Consider the following 19,635-nt stretch of genomic DNA (forward strand, 5'->3'; position numbering starts at 1 on the left):
GTACCCGGGAGCCGCGCCGGCCGCCGGTCCATCCGCCGGGCGGCGGCGCGACGCGCCTGGCCGGGGCGTATCCGCCCGCGCCCCGCCTGCCGGTCACGCACGCACCGGCCGGGCACGCACCGGCCGGGCCCGCGCCCCAGGTCACGCCCCCACTCGCCGAGCCCCCGCTCATGCACCGCCCCCCGCCGCCGACGTCTCCGCGGCCCGCGCCGCCGGTTTCGGCACGGTGGCCGGGCCCGCCGGGGGGCTGCCCAGCACCGGCTGCTCCGTGCCGCTCCCGGCGCGGTCCGTGGCGCGCCAGAGGTCGGGGAGCGAGGCGCCGGGCGACACCGGCAGCGCCGTCCAGCCCGCCTCGCGCAGTATCCGGAGCGGGCCGGCCACCGGTACCCGGGAGTGCGGACCGGGGAAGCGTATGCCGCCGATGCCCCGCGTCCAGGCGTCGCCGTCCAGGACGAACGCGACCGCCGCGCCGCTGCGCCGCCGCATCCGGCCGGCCACCGCCGCCTGCTCCTCGTCCAGCTCGCCGAAGAAGGCGACCAGCAGTCCCTCGTCGCCGCCGTGCAGCACGTCGTACGCCGCCAAGAGCCCCTCCTCCTCGGAGTGCGCCACGTCGGCGAGGGTGTCCAGCAGCAGGCCCGCGGCGTCGGCGGACCCGGCACCGCCCGTACCGTCGGGGCCCGGTACCGAGGTGCCGGTGTCGGTCAGCAGCCGTACGGACAGCCCCCGCTCCAGCAGATGCACCGCCGTCGACGCGGCGCCCGCCACCGCCCACTCGAAAGCGGAGTCGGGCCCGGCGCCCCGGTGGGCCGTGCGGCGGGTGTCGAGCAGTACCGTGCAGCGCGCCTGCCGCGGCTGCTCCTCCCTGCGGACCATCAGCTCACCGTGGCGGGCGGTGGACCGCCAGTGGACCCGGCGCAGATCGTCGCCGTGGCGGTAGCCGCGCGGGATGATGTCGTCCTCACCGGCCAGGGCGAGCGACCGCTGCCGCCCGTCGCCGTATCCCGACGCCTCGCCCGCCGGCCGGACCGGCGGCAGCGGTTCGGTCCGCGGCACCACCGTCAGGGTCTCGGAGGTGCTGAAGGAGCGGGTCAGCTCGCACATCCCGAACGGGTCCGAAAGCCGCAGCTGCAACGGCCCCAGCGGATAGCGGCCGCGCAGGTCGGAGCGGACGCGGTAGGACACCTCGCGGGCGCCGCCGGCCTCCACCCGGTCCAGGACGAAGCGCGGCCGCGGCCCGAGGACGTAGGGCACCCGGTCCTGGAGCATCAGCACACCGGTGGGCAGCCGGGAGACGTTCTCGATCCGCAGCTGGACCCGGGCCTCGGCCGCCGTGGGCACCCGGGCGGGGGAGAGCGTCCGGCTGCCCGTCACCCGGTAGCGGGTGCGGTGCAGGGCCAGGACACAGACCAGCGGCAGTGCCGCGAGCAGCAGCCCGACCCGCAGCAGATCCGCCTGCCCCAGGAGATAGGAGCACACCGCGGCGGCCAGCCCGGCCGCCAGGAACGACCGGCCGCGGGTCGTCAGCCCCCCGAGGGCGGCCCGCAGCCCGCTCCGCTCCGGCGTGCTCTCGCTCCCCCCGCCGGACATCACAGCCCCCGTACGCCGGGCGGCCGCCAGCCGCGGGTCTGCCGCCACTGCTGGGCGGACGGGTCGGGGACCGGGGTGCGGTGCAGGATCTCCAGCACGATCTGCTCGGCCGTACGGCGGTTCAACTGGGCCTGGGCGGTGGGCAGCAGCCGGTGGGCGAGCACCGCCACCGCCAGCGACTGCACGTCGTCCGGCAGCGCGAACTCCCGGCCGGCGAGCGCGGCCGCGGCCTTCGCGGCCCGCAGCAGGTGGAGCGTCGCCCGCGGCGAGGCGCCCAGCCGCAGCTCGGGATGGCCGCGGGTGGCCACCACCAGGTCCACGGCGTATCTGCGGACCGCCTCGGCGACATGGACCTCACGCACCGCGTCGATCAGCTTGAGGATGTCGTGGGCGTGCGCGACCGGTTTGAGGTCGTCCAGGGGAGAGCCGGCGCCGTGCACGCCCAGCATCCGGAGTTCGGCGGCCGGGCTCGGATAGCCGATCGATACCCGCGCCATGAAACGGTCCCGCTGGGCCTCGGGGAGCGGATAGGTGCCCTCCATCTCCACCGGGTTCTGGGTGGCGACCACCATGAAGGGGCTGGGCAGCTCATAGGTCTGCCCGTCCATCGTGACCTGGCGCTCCTCCATCGACTCCAGGAGGGCGGACTGGGCCTTGGGCGAGGCGCGGTTGATCTCGTCGCCGATCACGATCTGGGCGAAGATCGCGCCGGGCTTGAACTCGAAGTCCTGCCGCTGCTGGTCGAAGACGCTGACGCCGGTGATGTCGGACGGCAGCAGATCGGGCGTGAACTGGATGCGCTGCACCGAGCAGTCGATGGACCGGGCCAGCGCCTTGGCGAGCATCGTCTTGCCCACGCCCGGCACGTCCTCGACGAGCAGATGTCCCTCGGCCAGCAGCACCGTCAGGGAGAGCCGTACGACCTCCGGCTTGCCTTCGATCACACCCTCGACCGACCGGTGAACCCGCTCAGCTGTGGTGGTCAGATCACTGAGGCTCGCTCGTTCGTCATACGTCGTCACCCGGCCCTCCTCGGCCCTTCCCCACGCTCCCGGAGAAGCGGGGGACACCCCATCCATGGGCCGGTGCCCGCTGTACCACGGACCCGGCCCACCCCGACATACACGTCGTGCCCGGCCAGGGCCCGCACAACGTCACCCACGCATTGTTGCCGTCCCCGCGGCTTCGCGTCATGGCCTGTGGATAACTGGTGGCGATATGTCCCGACCCGCCCCGGCCCCCTGGCGAATCCGGCCCGCCCGCGCGATCCCGTCCGTACGGTTCCACGTCCGCACGGGCCGGTCCCGGGAGTCACCGCTGCGGGCTGATCTCCCGCAGCAGACCCGTCGTCACGTCGAAGACGAAGCCGCGGACATCGTCCGTGTGCGGCAGGAAGGGGGAGGTCCGCACCCGCTGCATGGACTGCCGCACGTCCTCGTCGAGGTCCTTGAACGCCTCGACCGCCCATGTGGGCCGTTGCCCGACCTCGGCCGCCAGATCGTGGCGGAAGTCCTCGGTCAGGCTCAGCAGACCGCAGTCGGTGTGGTGGATCAGCACGATCGAACGGGTGCCCAGGGCGCGCTGGCTGATCGTCAGGGAGCGGATGATGTCGTCGGTGACCACACCGCCCGCGTTGCGGATGGTGTGGCAGTCGCCGAGCTCCAGGCCCAGCGCGGCGTGCAGGTCGAGCCGGGCGTCCATACAGGCCACCACGGCGACCTTGAGGACGGGCCGGGCATCCATGCCGGGGTCGGTGAAGGCGGCGGCGTAGCTCTCGTTCGCCTCGATCAGACGGTCGGTGACCGTGCCACCGGTACGCGCGGCGGCGCTGTCATCGGGCGGGGGCAGCGGCTGCGAGGCAGGTATAGGCATGCGTTCACGGTAATGGCCGGTGGCCCGTCCGGCTGCATGGGAAGCCCGGCACGAGGGTCAACTTCACCCCTTGTGAGGTAACCCACAGGTGCCTTCGTGAGGCCGCCGTACGGGTGACCGGGCCGGGCGAAAGCCGTCGCGGGACGCGCGGAACCGGTTGATTGACCGGGACACCCGGTGGACTAAAGTGGCGCGAAGTGGGAGGCGTGACGCTCTCCTTGGATTCCGAATCACCCGCGTGCGCGATCCCGTACGTACGGCTCGGCCTCCTCCCGCTCCCCGGTCTTCCGACGTCACTTCCCCGTCGTCGGAGGGCCACTTCCCCTTCAGAGCGGGCGGGGACCAAGCGGTACGTGCGGCCTCCCCCAGCCAGCGGCCGGGGCCCCACCTGCCGCCCACCCCATCGGAAGGCACATGAGCGAGCGCAGCGAGCGAATCAGGAAGAGGTGCGCGCTCTGCGAATGCGGGCCCGCCGAGCGCGGCGAGGCCGGCGCATGAGCGGCAACACCCGTCACGTACCCGTCATGCTCCAGCGCTGTCTGGACATGCTCGCCCCCGCCCTCGCCGAACCCGGGGCGGTCGTCGTCGACTGCACCCTCGGCCTCGGCGGGCACAGCGAGGCGCTGCTCGCCACCTTCCCGGCGGCCCGCCTCGTCGCCCTCGACCGCGATCCGGCCGCGCTGCGGCTCGCGGGGGAGCGGCTGGCCCCCTACGGGGAGCGCGCCACCCTGGTGCACGCCGTCTACGACGAACTGCCCGAGGTCCTCGACCGGCTCGGACTGCCACGCGTCCAGGGTGTCCTGTTCGACCTCGGCGTCTCCTCCATGCAGCTCGACGAGGCCGAGCGCGGTTTCGCGTACGCGCAGGACGCGCCGCTGGACATGCGGATGGACCAGACGACCGGGATCAGCGCCGCCGACGTCCTCAACACCTACGCGCCCGGTGACCTCGTCCGGATCCTGCGCTCCTACGGTGAGGAGAAGCAGGCCAAGCGGATCGTCGAGGCGATCGTCCGCGAACGCGCCAAGGAGCCGTTCACGAACAGCGCGCGGCTGGTCGAGCTCATCCGCGGCGCGCTGCCGCAGGCCGCCAAGCGCACCGGCGGCAACCCCGCCAAACGCACCTTCCAGGCCCTGCGCATCGAGGTCAACGCCGAACTGGCCAGCGTGGAGCGCGCCATCCCGGCCGCCGTGAAGGCCCTGGCGGTCGGCGGCCGGATCGCCGTCCTCTCCTACCAGTCGCTGGAGGACCGCATCGTCAAGCAGGTCCTCGCGGCCGGCGCGGCCAACACCGCACCGCCCGGCCTGCCGGTCGTCCCCGAGCGCTACCAGCCCCGGCTGCAACTGCTGACCCGGGGCGCCGAACTCCCCACGGAGGAGGAAGTCGCCGAGAACCGGCGCGCGGCCCCCGCCCGGCTGCGCGGCGCACAGCGCATCCGCGAGGACATCGCGTGAGCGCCCAGGGGCGGCCGCGCGGGAGGCAGGGACGCCTCTCGGCGCTCTTCCCCTCCGGCGCCGGCACCGCGGCGCGTACGCCCTTCGTACTCCTGGTCGTCGTCCTGCTCGGCTCCGGGCTGATCTCGCTGCTGCTGCTCAACTCCGCGCTCAACCAGGGATCGTTCGAGCTCAGCAAGCTGGAGAAGAAGACCGACGAGCTGACGGACGAGCAGCAGGCGCTGCAACAGGAAGTGGACGCCTACTCCGCGCCGGGCGGGCTCGAACGGCGGGCCCGGGAGCTGGGCATGGTGCCGGGCGGCAACCCGGCGTTCCTGAACCCGGACGGTACGGTCCGCGGCAAGCCGAGCGAGGCCACGTCCGGGCCGGCGCCGATGAGCTTCCGGGTCCGGCCGCTGCTCCCGGGCCGGTCCGCGCTGCCGGGCACGGCGGACGCTCCGGGTGCCGGGGCCGCCCCCTCTCCGACGACCCTCGGCAGGTGATCCCGTGACGCGCGAGGCCGCTGACCCCTGCGGCACCTACACCGCCCAGACCCCAGGTGATCCCGCGGCCACCACCGCCCGCGGTCCCGCCACCCCCGCGCACGCCCCGGAGAACGCGGTATGACCGAGCCCAAGGACCCCCGCCGCCGCGTCCCGCGCCCGGCCCAGCGCGGCCCGCAGCGCCCGGCCGCCCGCCCCTCGGCGAAATCGGCGTCCGGCAAGCGCACCGCGTCCGGGTCCGGCAGCTCCAGACCCGCGGCGGCCCGGCGCCCCGCCCCCCGCTCCGGACGCCCGCGCTCCGGGGCCGCTCCCTTCCGCCTCGGCAGCCCGCGTCCCCGGCTGCGGCTGGTCGCGCTCGCGCTGACGCTGGTGATGCTGGTCTTCGTCGTACGGCTCTTCCAGGTGCAGGCCGTGGACGCCGCGACGTACGCCGCCAAGGCCAACGAGAACCGCTACGTGCCGGTCAAGCTCGCCGCCGAGCGCGGCACGATCACGGACCGGGGCGGTGTGGCCCTGGCCACCTCCGTGGACGCGTACGACATCACCGCCGACCCCAGCCTGCTGGCGCCCGACAAGATCAAGATCGAGGACGCGCCGCAGCAGGCCGCGGCGCTGCTCGCGCCCGTCCTCGGCGAGGACCGGGCCACCCTCGCCAAGAAGCTCGGCAACGCCCGGACGCGCTACGTCGTGCTCGCCCGGCAGCAGACCCCGCAGGTCTGGAAACAGATCAAGGACCTCCGTAAGGTCCTCGACCGCAAGGCCGCCGCCGCACCCCGGCAGACGCCCCGCCCCAACGTCCTGGTCGGCATCTTCGCCGACAAGCACAGCAAGCGCGTCTACCCCAACCAGGACCTCGCGGCCGGCGTCGTCGGCTTCGTCAACAACGAGGGCAAGGGTGCCGGCGGCCTGGAGGCACGGCTCGACAAGAGCCTCGCGGGCAAGGACGGCAAGCTCGTCTACGCCCAGTCCGGCGGCCGCCGGGTGCCCACCGGCGACACCCAGGAGCACCCTGCCGTCCCCGGCACCGGCGTCACGCTGACCCTCGACCGAGACATCCAGTGGGCGGCCCAGCAGGCCATCACCCAGCAGGTCGCCAAGTCCAAGGCCGACCGCGGTTACGTCGTCGTCCAGGACACCCGGACCGGCGAGATCCTGGCGCTGGCCAACTCGCCCGGCTTCGACCCCAACAACGTCGCGAAGGCGGACCCGGCCGCGCTGGGCAACGCCGCGCTCACCGACGCGTACGAACCGGGCTCCACCAGCAAGCTGATGTCGATGGCCGCCGTCCTGGAGGAGGGCGCCGCCACCCCCGCGACCAAGGTCACCGTGCCCAACCGGCTGCACCGCGGCGACCGGCTGTTCGCGGACGACATCGACCACGCCACCTGGCACCTCACACTCAACGGCGTGCTCGCCAAGTCCAGCAACATCGGCACGATCCTCGCCGTCGGCCAGCTCGGCAAGACGCAGCAGGAGACCAACCAGGTGCTCTACTCCTACCTGCGGAAGTTCGGGATCGGGAAGCCGACGGGGCTCGGCTTCCCGGGCGAGACGGCCGGCATCCTGGCCGAGCCGCAGAAGTGGAACACCTCGCAGCAGTTCACCATCCCGTTCGGCCAGGGGCTGTCCCTCAACGCCGTCCAGGCCGCGTCGGTCTACTCCACGATCGCCAACGGCGGCGAGCGCATCGCCCCCACGCTCGTCCGCGGCACCACCGGGCCCGGCGGCCGCTACACCCCCGCGCCCGAGCCCGCCAAGAACCGCGTGGTCAGCAAGAAGACCGCGGCCACCCTCGCCACCATGCTCGAGTCGGTGGTCGACGACGAGGAGGGCACCGGAGCGAACGCGAAGATCGACGGATACCGTGTCGGGGGCAAGACCGGCACGTCCAACAGGGTGGACCCCAAGACCGGCCGTTACCACGGCTACACGGCCTCCTTCGCCGGGTTCGCGCCCGCCGACAAGCCCCGTATCACGGTCTACTGCGCCGTCCAGAACCCCACCAAGGGCAGTTATTTCGGCGGTCAGGTCTGCGGCCCGATCTACCAGAAGGTCATGGAGTTCGCGCTGAAAACCCTCCAGGTTCCGCCGAGCGGCAGCCAGCCCCCGAGGCTGCCGGTCACCTTCAAGCCAGGCGAATGAAATCGAGGCAACACCGCCGTGACGACCATCACCCCCGGCCCCGGGAACCGATCCCCGCAGCAGCCCTCACTTCGCCCCGGAGCCGTTGTGCCCGGTACGCTCACCGCCGTGTCACAAGCTGATCAGTCCCCAAAAACCCGGAACGCCGAGAAGGAAAGCCCCGGCACATACCCGGGCGCACCCCGCCCCGAGCGGGTCCGTCCGACCCGCCTGGCGGATCTCGCCGCGCAGCTGGGCATCCCGGCTCCGGCCGCGGGCGGGCCCGATGTCCAGGTCACCGGCATCACGCACGACTCCCGGGCGGTCCGTCCCGGTGACGTCTACGCCGCGCTGCCCGGCGCCCGTCTGCACGGCGCCGACTTCGTCGCCCAGGCCGCCGACCTCGGCGCCGCCGCGATCCTGACCGACCCGGCGGGCGCGGACCGCGCCGCGGCGACCGGCCTGCCGGCCCTCGTCGTCGAGAACCCGCGCTCGCGGATGGGCGCGCTGGCCGTCTCGATCTACGGAGCGCCGGGCGAGGACCTGCTCCAGATCGGCATCACCGGCACCTCCGGCAAGACCACCACCGCCTACCTCATCGAGGGCGGGCTGCGGGCGGCCGCCGCGAAGTCGGACGGTGCGCCGACCGGCCTGATCGGCACCGTCGAGACCCGGATCGGCGGTGAGCGTATGAAGTCCGAGCGCACCACCCCCGAGGCCACCGACCTCCAGGCGCTCTTCGCCGTCATGCGCGAGCGCGGCGTCCGCGCCGTCGCCATGGAGGTCTCCAGCCACGCGCTGGTCCTCGGCCGCGTCGACGGCTGCGTCTTCGACGTCGCGATCTTCAACAACCTCAGCCCGGAGCACATGGAGTTCCACTCCGGCATGGAGGACTACTTCCAGGCCAAGGCCCAGCTGTTCACCAGGGCCCGCAGCCGTGCCGGTGTCGTCAACCTCGACGACGAGTACGGCCGGCGGCTGGCCGACGGCGAGTCCGAGGTCCCGGTCACCACCTTCTCCGCGGAGGGCCACCCGGACGCGGACTGGCGGGCCGCGGACGTCGAGGTCGGCGCCCTGGGCTCGACCTTCACCGTGCACGGCCCGGACGGCCGGACGCTGCGCGCCGCCTCCCCGATCGCCGGCCCGTTCAACGTCGCCAACGCGCTCGCCGCCATCACCGCGCTGATCGTCGCGGGGATCGACCCGCAGACCGCCGCCGACGGCGTCGCGGCGGTCCCCGGCGTCCCCGGCCGCCTGGAGCGCGTCGACGCCGGCCAGCCCTATCTGGCGGTCGTCGACTACGCGCACAAGACCGATGCCGTCGAATCGGTGCTCCGCGCGCTGCGCAAGGTCACCGAGGGCAAGCTGCACGCCGTCCTCGGCTGCGGCGGCGACCGTGATCCGCACAAGCGCGTCCCGATGGGGGCCGCGGTCGCCCGGCTCGCCGACACCGCCGTACTGACCTCCGACAACCCCCGTTCCGAGGACCCGCTCGCGATCCTCGCCACCATGCTCGCGGGCGCCGCCGAGGTGCCCGTCCACGAACGCGGCACGGTGCTGGTCGAAGAAGAGCGGGCCGCCGCCATCGCCGCCGCCGTCGCCCGTGCCGAGCCCGGCGACACCGTGATCGTCGCGGGCAAGGGCCATGAGCAGGGCCAGGACATCGCCGGAGTGGTCCGCCCCTTCGACGACCGCCAGGTGCTGCGCGAGGCCATCGAGGCTTCCTTGACGTCACAGCAGCCGAACCACCAGGGATGACACACCGCCATGCGCGCACAACCCTTCTGTTGGTACCTCCTGCCCCCCGCCGGGGGTGACCTGTGATCTCCCTGTCCCTAGCCGAGATCGCGAGAATCGTCGGCGGGCAGCAGCACGACATACCGGACGCCGGCGTCCAGGTCACCGGGCCCGTCGCCAAGGACTCCCGCGAGGTACGCCCCGGCGGCCTGTTCGTGGCCTTCGCCGGGGAACGCGTCGACGGCCATGACTTCGCGCACCGCGCGGTCGAGGCGGGCGCGGTGGCCGTACTGGCGGCCCGCCCCGTCGGCGTCCCCGCGATCGTCGTCGACGATGTGGTCGGCGCGCTCGGCGCGCTCGCCCGCACCGTCGTCGAGCGGCTCGGCGCCACCGTCGTCGCCCTCACCGGCTCGGCCGGCAAGACCAGCACCAAGGACCTGATCGCCCAGCTCCTGCAACGGTGCGGTCCGACCGTCTGGCCGGAGGGCAACCTCAACAACGAGATCGGGCTGCCGCTGACCGCGCTGCGTGCGGAGACGGACACCCGGCACCTCGTCCTGGAGATGGGCGCCCGCGGCGTCGGCCACATCCGCTACCTCGCCGAGCTGACCCCGCCCAGGATCGGCGTGGTGCTGAACGTCGGCACCGCGCACATCGGCGAGTTCGGCGGCCGTGAGCAGATCGCCCAGGCCAAGGGCGAACTGGTCGAGGCGCTGCCCGAGGACGGACTCGCGGTCCTCAACGCGGACGATCCCTACGTGCGCGCCATGGCGCCCCGTACGAAGGCCCGTACGCTCCTGTTCGGCGAGGCCGCGGACGCCGACGTACGTGCCGAGAATGTCCGGCTCACCGCCGAGGGCAGGCCCGCCTTCACGCTTCACACACCCTCCGGGTGCGGCGATGTGACGATGCGGCTGTACGGTGAGCACCACGTGTCGAACGCGCTTGCCGCGGCCGCCGTCGCCCATGAGTTGGGCATGCCCGCAGACGAGATCGCCGTGGCGCTCTCCGAAGCCGGCACGCTCTCCCGCTGGCGGATGGAGGTCACCGAGCGCGCGGACGGCGTGACGGTCGTCAACGACGCCTACAACGCGAATCCCGAGTCCGTGCGAGCGGCGCTGCGAGCGCTGGTCGCGATGGGCACAGCCGCCAAGACAGCAGGCGGTCGTACGTGGGCGGTGCTCGGTGAGATGGCCGAGCTCGGCGGGGACGCGCTCGCCGAACACGACGCGGTCGGACGGCTGGTCGTCCGGCTCAACGTCAGCAAGCTCGTGGCAGTCGGCGGCAGGGAAGCGGCCTGGCTCGACATGGGCGCCAAGAACGAGGGTTCGTGGGGTGAGGAGTCGGTGCACGTGTCCGACGCGCAGGCGGCGGTCGACCTGTTGCGCAGCGAGCTGCGACCGGGAGACGTCGTGCTGGTGAAGGCGTCCAGATCGATGGGTCTGGAGCGGGTCGCCGCAGCATTGCTGGACGACGAGGGCGTACTGGGCGCTGAGGGCGGGGCCGCAGCCCGATGAACTCGATGAAGCAGATCCTCTTCTCCGGAATGATCGGGCTCTTCCTGACCCTGATCGGTACGCCGGTGCTGATCAAGCTGCTGGCCAAGAAGGGCTACGGTCAGTTCATCCGCGATGACGGACCGCGGGACCACCACAGCAAGCGCGGTACCCCCACCATGGGTGGTATCGCCTTCATCCTGGCCACGATCATCGCGTACGCGCTGACCAAGGTCATCACGAGCAGCGACCCCACCTTCTCCGGTGTGCTGGTGCTCTTCCTGATGGCGGGCATGGGTCTGGTCGGCTTCCTCGACGACTACATCAAGATCGTCAAGCAGCGTTCGCTGGGCCTGCGGGCCAAGGCCAAGATGGCCGGCCAGCTGATCGTCGGCATCGCCTTCGCGGTGCTCTCCTTGCAGTTCGCGGATCTGCGCGGACAGACCCCGGCCTCCGACCGGCTGTCCTTCACCCAGGACTTCGGCTGGCAGATCGGCCCGGTGCTCTTCGTGATCTGGGCGCTGTTCATGATCCTGGCGATGTCCAACGGCGTGAACCTCACCGACGGCCTCGACGGCCTGGCCACCGGCGCCTCGGTGATGGTCTTCGGCGCGTACACGTTCATCGGTATCTGGCAGTACCAGGAGTCCTGCGCCAACCAGATCACCGCGGGACCCGCCTGTTACGAGGTCCGCGATCCACTCGACCTGGCGGTCGTCGCCTCGGCGCTGATGGGTGCCTGCTTCGGCTTCCTGTGGTGGAACACCTCACCCGCCAAGATCTTCATGGGTGACACCGGTTCGCTGGCACTGGGCGGCGCGCTCGCCGGTCTGGCCATCTGCTCCCGTACCGAAATGCTGCTGGCCGTTCTCGGCGGCCTGTTCGTGCTCATCACCATGTCCGTGGTGATCCAGGTCGGATCCTTCCGCCTCACCGGCAAGCGGGTCTTCCGCATGGCGCCACTTCAGCATCACTTCGAACTGAAGGGCTGGAGCGAAGTGCTGGTGGTGGTCAGATTCTGGATCATCCAGGGCATGTGCGTGATCGTCGGACTCGGCATCTTCTACGGCGGCTGGCAGGCGGCCAAGTGACCCCGCAGGACTTCTCCGGCATGCGCATCACCGTCGCCGGCCTCGGCGTGAGCGGCGTTCCCGCCGCCCGCGCCCTGGCCGGCCTCGGCGCCACCGTCACGGTCGTCAACGGCAGCGACGGCGAGCGGCAGCGCGCCGAGGCCGCCGAGCTCGAAGCGCTGGGCGTGACGGTCCGCCTCGGCGACGGCGACGCCCTCCCCGAGGGCACCGAACTCGTCGTCACCACCCCCGGCTGGAAGCCCACCAGCCCGCTCTTCCGCGCCGCCGAGCAGGCCGGCGTGCCCGTATGGGGCGATGTCGAGCTGGCCTGGCGGCTGCGCCGTCCCGACGCGCCGCCGTGGCTCGCGGTCACCGGCACCAACGGCAAGACGACCACGGTCCGGATGCTGGCCGCCATCCTGGAGGCCGAGGGGCTGCGCACCGCCGCCGTCGGCAACATCGGCGTCCCGCTCGTGGACGTCGTCCTCTCGGACGAGCCGTACGACGTCCTGGCGGTCGAGCTCTCCAGCTACCAGCTCCACTGGGCGCCCTCCGTACGCCCGCACTCCGCCACCGTCCTCAACCTCGCCCCCGACCATCTCGACTGGCACGGCTCCATGGCGGCGTACGCCGCCGACAAGGGCCGTGTCTACGAGGGCAACACCGTCGCCTGCGTCTACAACGCGGCGGACAGCGCGACCGAGGACCTGGTCCGCCGGGCCGACGTCGAGGAGGGCTGCCGGGCCATCGGCTTCACCCTCGGCACCCCCGGCCCCTCGCAGCTCGGTGTGGTCGAGGGCATCCTCGTCGACCGCGCCTTCGTGGCCAACCGGCAGCAGCAGGCGCAGGAACTGGCCGAGGTCACGGACATCACCCCCGCCGCCCCGCACAACATCGCCAACGCCCTCGCGGCCGCGGCGCTGGCCCGCGCCTTCGGCGTGCGCCCCACGGCGGTACGCGACGGGCTGCGTGCCTTCCACCCGGACGCGCACCGCATCCAGCACATCGCGGACATCGGCGGCGTCGCCTACATCGACGACTCCAAGGCCACCAACACCCACGCCGCCGAGGCGTCCTTGGCGGCGTACGAGCACATCGTCTGGATCGCCGGTGGTCTGGCCAAGGGCGCGACCTTCGACGAGCTCGTCCAGAAGTCGGCCGCGCGGCTGCGCGGTGTGGTGCTGATCGGCGCCGACCGGGCGCTGATTCGCGAAGCCCTGGCGCGACACGCCCCCGATGTGCCGGTGGCCGACCTCGACCGGACCGACACTGGGGCGATGCCCGAGGCGGTCCGGGAAGCGGCCCGGCTGGCCGAGCCCGGTGACACGGTCCTGCTGGCCCCGGCCTGCGCCTCGATGGACATGTTCGTGAACTACACCAAGCGGGGCGATGCCTTCGCCGACGCGGTCCGCGAACTGACCGCACCGGATCACTGACCGTTTCTCCCCGCTGCCGTCATCACCGGCGGCGAGCGCACCCGTGGAGGGGACGAGAATGACGGCCCGATCGGCGAAGGCGGCCTCACCGAGACCGGCGCGCCGGCCCTCCACGGGGCGGCCGCCGCGCGGTGGCCGCGCCTTCGGCGGTCCCCGGCGCTTGTACGCACAGGCGAAACGCGCCTGGGACCGGCCGCTGACCGCCTACTATCTCGTCCTCGGCGGCAGCCTTCTGCTCATCGTGCTGGGGCTGGTGATGGTCTACTCGGCCTCCCAGATCAAGGCCCTTCAGTACGGTCTGGCACCGTCGTACTTCTTCCGCAAACAGCTGCTCGCCGCCGTCCTCGGCGGCGGACTCATGCTGGTCGCCGCCCGGATGCCCGTCAGGCTGCACCGCATGCTGGCCTATCCGCTGCTCGCGGGCTCGGTGTTCCTGATGTGCCTGGTGCAGGTGCCGGGTATCGGGGTCGCCGTCAACGGCAACCAGAACTGGCTCAACCTGGGCGGCGTCTTCCAGATGCAGCCCAGCGAGTTCGGCAAGCTCGCGCTGGTCCTGTGGGGCGCCGATCTGCTGGCCCGCAAGCACGACAGGAAGCTGCTCGCGCAGTGGAAGCATCTGCTCGTGCCGCTGATCCCGGTCGCCTTCCTGCTGCTCGGTCTGATCATGCTCGGCGGCGACATGGGCACTGCGGTCATTCTCACGGCGGTCCTCTTCGGGCTGCTGTGGCTGGCCGGCGCCCCCACCCGGCTGTTCGTGGGTGTCCTCTCCGCCGCGGGCGTGATCGCGGCGCTGCTGATCAAGACGAGCGCCAACCGGATGTCCCGGCTCGCCTGCATCGGAGCCACGGATCCGGGCCCCGGCGATCAGTGCTGGCAGGCCGTACACGGTATTTACGCGCTGGCTTCCGGCGGATTCTTCGGTTCCGGGCTGGGCGCGAGTATGGAAAAATGGGGTGAACTCCCGGAACCGCACACCGACTTCATCTTCGCCATCGCCGGGGAGGAACTGGGTCTGGCGGGGACGCTGTCGGTACTCGCCCTCTTCGCGGCTCTAGGCTATGCGGGTATCCGCGTGGCCGGACGCACGGAGGACCCCTTCGTGAGGTACGCCGCGGGAGGTGTGACCACCTGGATCATGGTGCAAGCCATGATCAATATCGGTGCGGTGCTCGGCCTGTTGCCGATCGCCGGTGTCCCGCTCCCGCTGTTCTCCTTCGGAGGTTCCGCCCTGCTGCCGACGATGTTCGCCGTCGGGCTGCTGATCGCCTTCGCGCGTGACGAGCCCGCCGCACGGGCGGCGTTGGCCATGCGGCAACCGGTTTTCGGCAGGAAACCGGCTGGGGTGAGATGGAAATCGATGAGACGGCGCGTGAAGAAGCGACCGTCCGGAGAGCGGTGAATTTCGGTGCATGTCGTACTCGCCGGTGGGGGGACCGCCGGCCACATCGAGCCCGCGCTCGCCCTCGCGGATGCCCTGCGCAGGCAGGACCCGACCGTGGGGATCACGGCACTGGGCACGGAGAAGGGACTGGAGACCCGGCTCGTTCCCGAGCGGGGCTATGAGCTCGGCCTGATCCCGGCCGTACCGCTGCCACGCAAGCCCACCCCCGAACTGATCACCGTCCCCGGGCGGCTGCGCGGCACGATCAAGGCCGCCGAGCAGATCCTGGAGCGCACGAAGGCGGACTGCGTCGTCGGCTTCGGCGGCTATGTGGCGCTGCCCGGCTATCTGGCCGCCAAGCGGCGGGGCGTGCCGATCATCGTCCACGAGGCCAACGCCCGCCCCGGCCTGGCCAACAAGATCGGCTCGCGGTACGCCAAGTTCGTCGCCGTCAGCACCCCGGACAGCAAGCTGCGCGGTGCCCGCTATGTCGGGATTCCGCTGCGCCGCACCATCGCCACGCTGGACCGCGCGGCCGTCCGGCCCGAGGCGCGGGCCGCCTTCGGCCTCGACCCCAACCTCCCGACGCTGCTGGTGTCCGGCGGTTCCCAGGGTGCGCGCCGGCTCAACGAGGTCATCCAGGCCGCCGTGCCCGCGCTCCAGCGCTCCGGCATTCAGGTACTGCACGCGGTCGGCCCGAAGAATGAACTGCCGCGCGTGGACAACATGCCCGGTATGCCGCCGTATGTCCCGGTACCGTATGTGGACCGGATGGATCTCGCGTACGCCGCGGCCGACATGATGCTCTGCCGCGCGGGCGCGATGACCGTCGCCGAACTGTCCGCCGTCGGGCTCCCGGCCGCCTTCGTCCCGCTGCCCATCGGCAACGGCGAACAGCGGCTCAACGCCCAGCCGCTGGTCAACGCCGGCGGCGGCCTGCTGGTCGACGACGCCCAGCTGACGCCGGAGTGGGTGCAGAACACCGTGCTCCCGGTCCTGGCCGATCCGCACCGGCTGTACGAGATGTCCCGCGCGGCCTCCGAGTTCGGCCGCCGGGACGCCGACGAGCTGCTGGTCGGCATGGTGTACGAGGCGATCGCGCAGAGCAAGTAGCGACGAGAGAGAGCAGGGGAGCGTGGCCGGACCGACGACCGCGAAGCGCGACGGGAAGAAAGCGTCGCGGTCCGGCCCGCCCCCTTCGAAGGCGTCCCGCACACGGCGGTTCCCGCGGCTGCGCCGTTCCTTCCGTGCCTTTCGCGTACCGGGCCGCCGCGGTCTGATCATCATCTCGATCCTCGCGGTGCTGCTCGGCGCGTTCGGCGTCTGGACCCTCTACGGTTCGGACTGGCTCCGCGTCGAGCAGGTCAAGGCCGAGGGCACCGAGGTCCTGACCCCGGATGAGGTCATCGAGGCGGCGCAGGCCCAGATGAACGCGCCGCTGGTCTCTGTGGACACCGACGCGATGGCCCGACGGCTGCGCGCGCGCCTTCCGCGCATCAAGACCGTTGACGTCGTGCGATCCTGGCCGCACACCATCGGTCTCGAAGTGACCGAAAGGACACCGGAACTCCTGATGAGATCGGGCAAAAAGTTTGTCGAAGTGGATGCCGAAGGTGTCCGTTTCGCCACTGTTCCGGCCGCTCCCAAGGGTGTTCCCTTTCTGGAAATGGCGGCGTCGGACTCCCCGAGCCTGCACCGGTTCGGCACCGACCGGCTGCGGCGCGCGGCGGCCGACGTCGCCGGGGATCTGCCCGCGCCCCTGCGCAAGGATGTGCGGACGGTCCGCGTACGGTCCTACGACTCCCTCACTCTCGAACTGACGGGGGGCCGTACGGTCGTGTGGGGCAGCAGCGAACAGGGCGCTGAGAAGGCGAAGGTGCTCACCGCGCTGCTGAAAGCGGCACGTGATGCGCGCCACTTCGACGTCTCGGTGCCCAGTGCCCCGGCGACGTCGGGGAGTTGACGTACGTCACCGCAGGCCAGCACCCTGGATGGCTACCACTATGGGTGATCACATAGGGTGAAAAGAAAAACGGGAGGTTCGGCGTGTTCGTTGAACGCGCGCCACTTGTCGACTTAGTGTCTCGTTCCAAAGGGACTATGGAACCCAGGAACACAGGCACAGGTAACCCTAAACTTCAACGTTAGGGTTCGGGTCGGCGATACGGACCGTCCCATCGGCATCAGTCGGCGTCCACACGGAATGTGAGGCGACGACACGTAACTCGAGGCGAGAGGCCTTCGACGTGGCAGCACCGCAGAACTACCTCGCAGTCATCAAGGTCGTCGGCATCGGCGGCGGTGGCGTGAACGCCATCAACCGGATGATCGAGGTCGGGCTCAAGGGCGTCGAGTTCATCGCGATCAACACCGATGCGCAGGCGTTGCTGATGAGCGACGCCGACGTCAAGCTCGACGTCGGCCGCGAAATGACGCGCGGACTCGGCGCCGGCGCCAACCCGGATGTGGGCCGCAAGGCGTCCGAGGACCATCGCGAGGAGATCGAGGAGGTCCTCAAGGGGGCCGACATGGTCTTCGTGACCGCGGGCGAGGGCGGCGGCACCGGCACCGGCGGCGCGCCCGTCGTCGCCAACATCGCCCGCTCGCTGGGCGCCCTGACGATCGGTGTGGTCACCCGGCCGTTCACCTTCGAGGGCCGCCGCCGCGCCAACCAGGCCGAGGACGGCATCGCGCAGCTGCGCGAAGAGGTCGACACCCTCATCGTCATCCCCAACGACCGGCTGCTGTCCATCTCGGACCGCCAGGTGAGCGTGCTCGACGCGTTCAAGTCGGCGGACCAGGTGCTGCTGTCGGGTGTCCAGGGCATCACCGACCTGATCACCACGCCCGGCCTGATCAACCTCGACTTCGCCGACGTCAAGTCCGTGATGTCGGAGGCCGGCTCGGCGCTCATGGGCATCGGCTCGGCGCGCGGCGACGACCGCGCGGTGGCCGCCGCGGAGATGGCGATCTCCTCGCCGCTCCTGGAGGCGTCCATCGACGGCGCTCGCGGTGTGCTGCTCTCCATCTCCGGCGGTTCGGACCTCGGTCTCTTCGAGATCAACGAGGCCGCGCAGCTGGTCAGCGAGGCCGCGCACCCCGAGGCCAACATCATCTTCGGTGCGGTCATCGACGATGCGCTGGGCGACGAGGTCCGGGTGACGGTCATCGCCGCGGGCTTCGACGGCGGTCAGCCGCCGGCCCGCCGTGACGCGTCCACCGGCCTGTCCGCCGCGAAGCGGGACGAGCCCGTACCGGCCCCGAGCCGTCCGGTCACCCCGGCCGAGCCGCGGCCGTCGGCCTTCGGCGGCCTCGGTGCGGTGCCCGTACGGGACGTGGGCGGCTCCGCCGCGGAGCGTGCCGGAGCGGCCGGTCCGGCCGACAGCTCCGTGCTGGGCGAGGTGCCGGCACCCCCGGCGAACACCCCGCAGGTTCCCCAGGCCCGTCCGTATACGGACACCGCGGCCGAGGAACTGGACGTACCCGACTTCCTGAAGTAGCCGAAGCACGCAAGTGATAGGACAACAGCACTACGAGAGCGGCGCGCACTTCGCCTTCACCGACAGGTGGGGCGGGGTGAGCGCCGCTCCGTTTGACCAGCTCAATCTCGGCGGCGCGGTCGGCGACGACCCGCGGGCGGTACGGACCAACCGCGAGCTCGCGGCCCGGGACCTCGGCCTCGATCCGGCGTCGGTCGTCTGGATGCACCAGGTGCACGGCCGGGACGTGGCGGTGGTCGACGGGCCGTGGCGTACGGAAGACATCCCTTGTGTGGACGCGGTGGTGACCGCCCGTCGGGGACTCGCCCTCGCCGTCCTGACCGCCGACTGCACTCCCGTTCTCCTCGCCGACCCGGTCGCCGGGATCGCGGGGGCCGCGCACGCGGGCCGGCCGGGGCTGGTCGCCGGGGTCGTCCCCGCGGCGGTCGAGGCGATGGCCGCACTGGGCGCGGAACCGGCCCGGATCGTGGCCCGCACCGGACCCGCGGTTTGCGGGCGCTGTTACGAAGTGCCCGAGGCGATGCGCTCCGAGGTCGCCGCGGTGGTCCCGCAGGCGTGGTCGACGACCAGTTGGGGCACCCCGGCGGTGGATGTCACCGCGGGGGTACGGGCCCAGCTCGCCGCGGCGGGGGTATCGGTCCGTGAGGATTCCCACGTCTGCACGCGGGAATCGGCGGACCACTTCTCTTATCGGCGCGACCGCACCACGGGGCGGCTCGCGAGCTATGTATGGGTCGGGGTCACCCCCGCCGAAGGTGGGGAGGGCTGAGTCATGACGGACCGCAGAACTGAACTGGCCGAGAACCTGGCGCGGGTGGAGGACCGTATCTCCACCGCGTGCGCCAAGGCCGGCCGGCCGCGTGACGAGGTGACCCTGATCGTGGTCACCAAGACCTATCCGGCGAGCGATGTCCGGCTGCTCGCCGAGCTGGGAGTGCGGCACGTCGCGGAGAACCGCGATCAGGACGCGGCGCCAAAAGCCGCAGAATGCGCTGATTTGCCGCTTACTTGGCACTTCGTTGGTCAATTGCAGACGAACAAGGTACGTTCTGTGGCCGGTTATGCCGGAGTTGTGCAGTCGGTCGACCGGGCCAAGCTTGTCACGGCGCTCTCCGGAGAAGCCGTCCGGGCCGGACGGGAGCTGGGCTGCCTGATCCAGGTGGCGCTTGACGCCGGGTCGGGGGAGCGGGGCGACCGCGGCGGGGTGGCACCGGACGGCGTCGCCGCGCTCGCGGAGGCGGTGACGGCGGCCCAAGGTCTGCGCCTGGACGGTGTGATGACGGTCGCACCGCTGGCCGGACCGTACGCCGCCCGCCAACTCGCCGCTTTCGAGCGGCTGATGGAAATCTCGTCCGACCTGCGCACGGCCCATCCTGCTGCCAACATGGTGTCAGCGGGCATGAGCGCGGACCTCGAAGACGCCGTGGCGGCCGGGGCGACACATGTGCGCGTCGGCACTGCGGTACTCGGAGTCCGACCACGGCTCGGGTAACGTCGCC

Annotated in this window: 16 protein-coding genes; 13 read left to right on the forward strand and 3 right to left on the reverse strand. The window is 71.6% G+C overall.

From position 1 onward, the window contains the following. Positions 1-168: 168 nt before the first annotated feature. The 3 genes from ACLJWH_RS07115 to ACLJWH_RS07125 all read right to left on the reverse strand — a co-directional run bounded on the left by ACLJWH_RS07115 (position 169) and on the right by ACLJWH_RS07125 (position 3,459). Complete coding sequence (locus ACLJWH_RS07115; protein ID WP_411140719.1) at positions 169-1,587, reverse strand: DUF58 domain-containing protein; 1,419 nt, start codon at positions 1,585-1,587, stop codon at positions 169-171. Then, the gene (locus tag ACLJWH_RS07120) at positions 1,587-2,609 is read right to left on the reverse strand and encodes an AAA family ATPase (RefSeq protein WP_411140720.1); all 1,023 of its coding nucleotides are present in this window, start codon (positions 2,607-2,609) and stop codon (positions 1,587-1,589) included. Before ACLJWH_RS07120 ends, ACLJWH_RS07115 begins: the two co-directional genes overlap by 1 nt. A gap of 289 nt (positions 2,610-2,898) precedes the next feature. Then, a complete protein-coding gene (locus ACLJWH_RS07125; RefSeq protein ID WP_411140721.1) occupies positions 2,899-3,459 on the reverse strand; it encodes a beta-class carbonic anhydrase in 561 nt (186 codons plus the stop codon). A 494-nt stretch (positions 3,460-3,953) separates the two neighbouring features. Between ACLJWH_RS07125 and rsmH the strand changes: the two genes are divergently transcribed. From rsmH to ACLJWH_RS07190, 13 genes are all read left to right on the forward strand, one after another. Then, positions 3,954-4,913 carry a 16S rRNA (cytosine(1402)-N(4))-methyltransferase RsmH gene (rsmH, locus tag ACLJWH_RS07130; RefSeq protein ID WP_411140722.1) on the forward strand — a complete coding sequence of 320 codons (960 nt, stop codon included), beginning with the start codon at positions 3,954-3,956 and terminating at the stop codon, positions 4,911-4,913. Continuing rightward, positions 4,910-5,395 carry a septum formation initiator family protein gene (locus ACLJWH_RS07135; protein ID WP_411140723.1) on the forward strand — a complete coding sequence of 162 codons (486 nt, stop codon included), beginning with the start codon at positions 4,910-4,912 and terminating at the stop codon, positions 5,393-5,395. Before rsmH ends, ACLJWH_RS07135 begins: the two co-directional genes overlap by 4 nt. A gap of 120 nt (positions 5,396-5,515) precedes the next feature. Next, positions 5,516-7,537 carry a peptidoglycan D,D-transpeptidase FtsI family protein gene (locus ACLJWH_RS07140; protein ID WP_411140724.1) on the forward strand — a complete coding sequence of 674 codons (2,022 nt, stop codon included), beginning with the start codon at positions 5,516-5,518 and terminating at the stop codon, positions 7,535-7,537. An 18-nt stretch (positions 7,538-7,555) separates the two neighbouring features. Further along, positions 7,556-9,274, forward strand: coding sequence for a UDP-N-acetylmuramoyl-L-alanyl-D-glutamate--2,6-diaminopimelate ligase (locus tag ACLJWH_RS07145; RefSeq protein ID WP_411140725.1), 1,719 nt, complete (start codon positions 7,556-7,558; stop codon positions 9,272-9,274). 62 nt (positions 9,275-9,336) lie between these two features. Continuing rightward, positions 9,337-10,770: a UDP-N-acetylmuramoyl-tripeptide--D-alanyl-D-alanine ligase gene (locus ACLJWH_RS07150; protein WP_411140726.1), complete on the forward strand. Its 1,434-nt coding sequence runs from the start codon at positions 9,337-9,339 to the stop codon at positions 10,768-10,770. Positions 10,771-10,775: 5 nt separating this feature from the next. Continuing rightward, entirely contained in the window at positions 10,776-11,840 is a 1,065-nt protein-coding gene (mraY, locus tag ACLJWH_RS07155; RefSeq protein WP_052854925.1) for a phospho-N-acetylmuramoyl-pentapeptide-transferase, read from the forward strand. 20 nt (positions 11,841-11,860) lie between these two features. Then, a complete protein-coding gene (gene murD / locus ACLJWH_RS07160) occupies positions 11,861-13,255 on the forward strand; it encodes a UDP-N-acetylmuramoyl-L-alanine--D-glutamate ligase (RefSeq protein WP_411140893.1) in 1,395 nt (464 codons plus the stop codon). 58 nt (positions 13,256-13,313) lie between these two features. Beyond that, positions 13,314-14,654, forward strand: a complete 1,341-nt coding sequence (gene ftsW / locus ACLJWH_RS07165) for a putative lipid II flippase FtsW (RefSeq protein WP_411140727.1) — start codon at positions 13,314-13,316, stop codon at positions 14,652-14,654. Positions 14,655-14,660: 6 nt separating this feature from the next. Continuing rightward, entirely contained in the window at positions 14,661-15,749 is a 1,089-nt protein-coding gene (gene murG / locus ACLJWH_RS07170; RefSeq protein WP_411140728.1) for an undecaprenyldiphospho-muramoylpentapeptide beta-N-acetylglucosaminyltransferase, read from the forward strand. Positions 15,750-15,771: 22 nt separating this feature from the next. Continuing rightward, positions 15,772-16,599 (forward strand): cell division protein FtsQ/DivIB, encoded by an 828-nt coding sequence (locus tag ACLJWH_RS07175; protein ID WP_411140729.1) that lies wholly within the window; start codon positions 15,772-15,774, stop codon positions 16,597-16,599. 283 nt (positions 16,600-16,882) lie between these two features. Beyond that, the gene (gene ftsZ, locus ACLJWH_RS07180) at positions 16,883-18,136 is read left to right on the forward strand and encodes a cell division protein FtsZ (protein ID WP_411140730.1); all 1,254 of its coding nucleotides are present in this window, start codon (positions 16,883-16,885) and stop codon (positions 18,134-18,136) included. 13 nt (positions 18,137-18,149) lie between these two features. Then, positions 18,150-18,905: a peptidoglycan editing factor PgeF gene (gene pgeF / locus ACLJWH_RS07185; RefSeq protein WP_411140731.1), complete on the forward strand. Its 756-nt coding sequence runs from the start codon at positions 18,150-18,152 to the stop codon at positions 18,903-18,905. Between the two features lie 3 nt (positions 18,906-18,908). Continuing rightward, entirely contained in the window at positions 18,909-19,628 is a 720-nt protein-coding gene (locus ACLJWH_RS07190) for a YggS family pyridoxal phosphate-dependent enzyme (protein ID WP_411140732.1), read from the forward strand. Positions 19,629-19,635 lie beyond the last annotated feature (7 nt).

The organism is Streptomyces sp. x-80 (genome assembly GCF_046549095.1).
Lineage (GTDB): Bacteria > Actinomycetota > Actinomycetes > Streptomycetales > Streptomycetaceae > Streptomyces > Streptomyces celluloflavus.

Coding starts and splice junctions, on each gene's coding strand:
- ACLJWH_RS07115 (WP_411140719.1), bottom strand. CDS start 1,587: ATGTCCGGCGGGGGGAGCGAGAGCACGCCGGAGCGGAGCGGGCTGCGG.
- ACLJWH_RS07125 (WP_411140721.1), bottom strand. CDS start 3,459: ATGCCTATACCTGCCTCGCAGCCGCTGCCCCCGCCCGATGACAGCGCC.
- rsmH (WP_411140722.1), top strand. CDS start 3,954: ATGAGCGGCAACACCCGTCACGTACCCGTCATGCTCCAGCGCTGTCTG.
- ACLJWH_RS07140 (WP_411140724.1), top strand. CDS start 5,516: ATGACCGAGCCCAAGGACCCCCGCCGCCGCGTCCCGCGCCCGGCCCAG.
- mraY (WP_052854925.1), top strand. CDS start 10,776: ATGAAGCAGATCCTCTTCTCCGGAATGATCGGGCTCTTCCTGACCCTG.
- murD (WP_411140893.1), top strand. CDS start 11,861: ATGCGCATCACCGTCGCCGGCCTCGGCGTGAGCGGCGTTCCCGCCGCC.
- ftsW (WP_411140727.1), top strand. CDS start 13,314: ATGACGGCCCGATCGGCGAAGGCGGCCTCACCGAGACCGGCGCGCCGG.
- ACLJWH_RS07190 (WP_411140732.1), top strand. CDS start 18,909: ATGACGGACCGCAGAACTGAACTGGCCGAGAACCTGGCGCGGGTGGAG.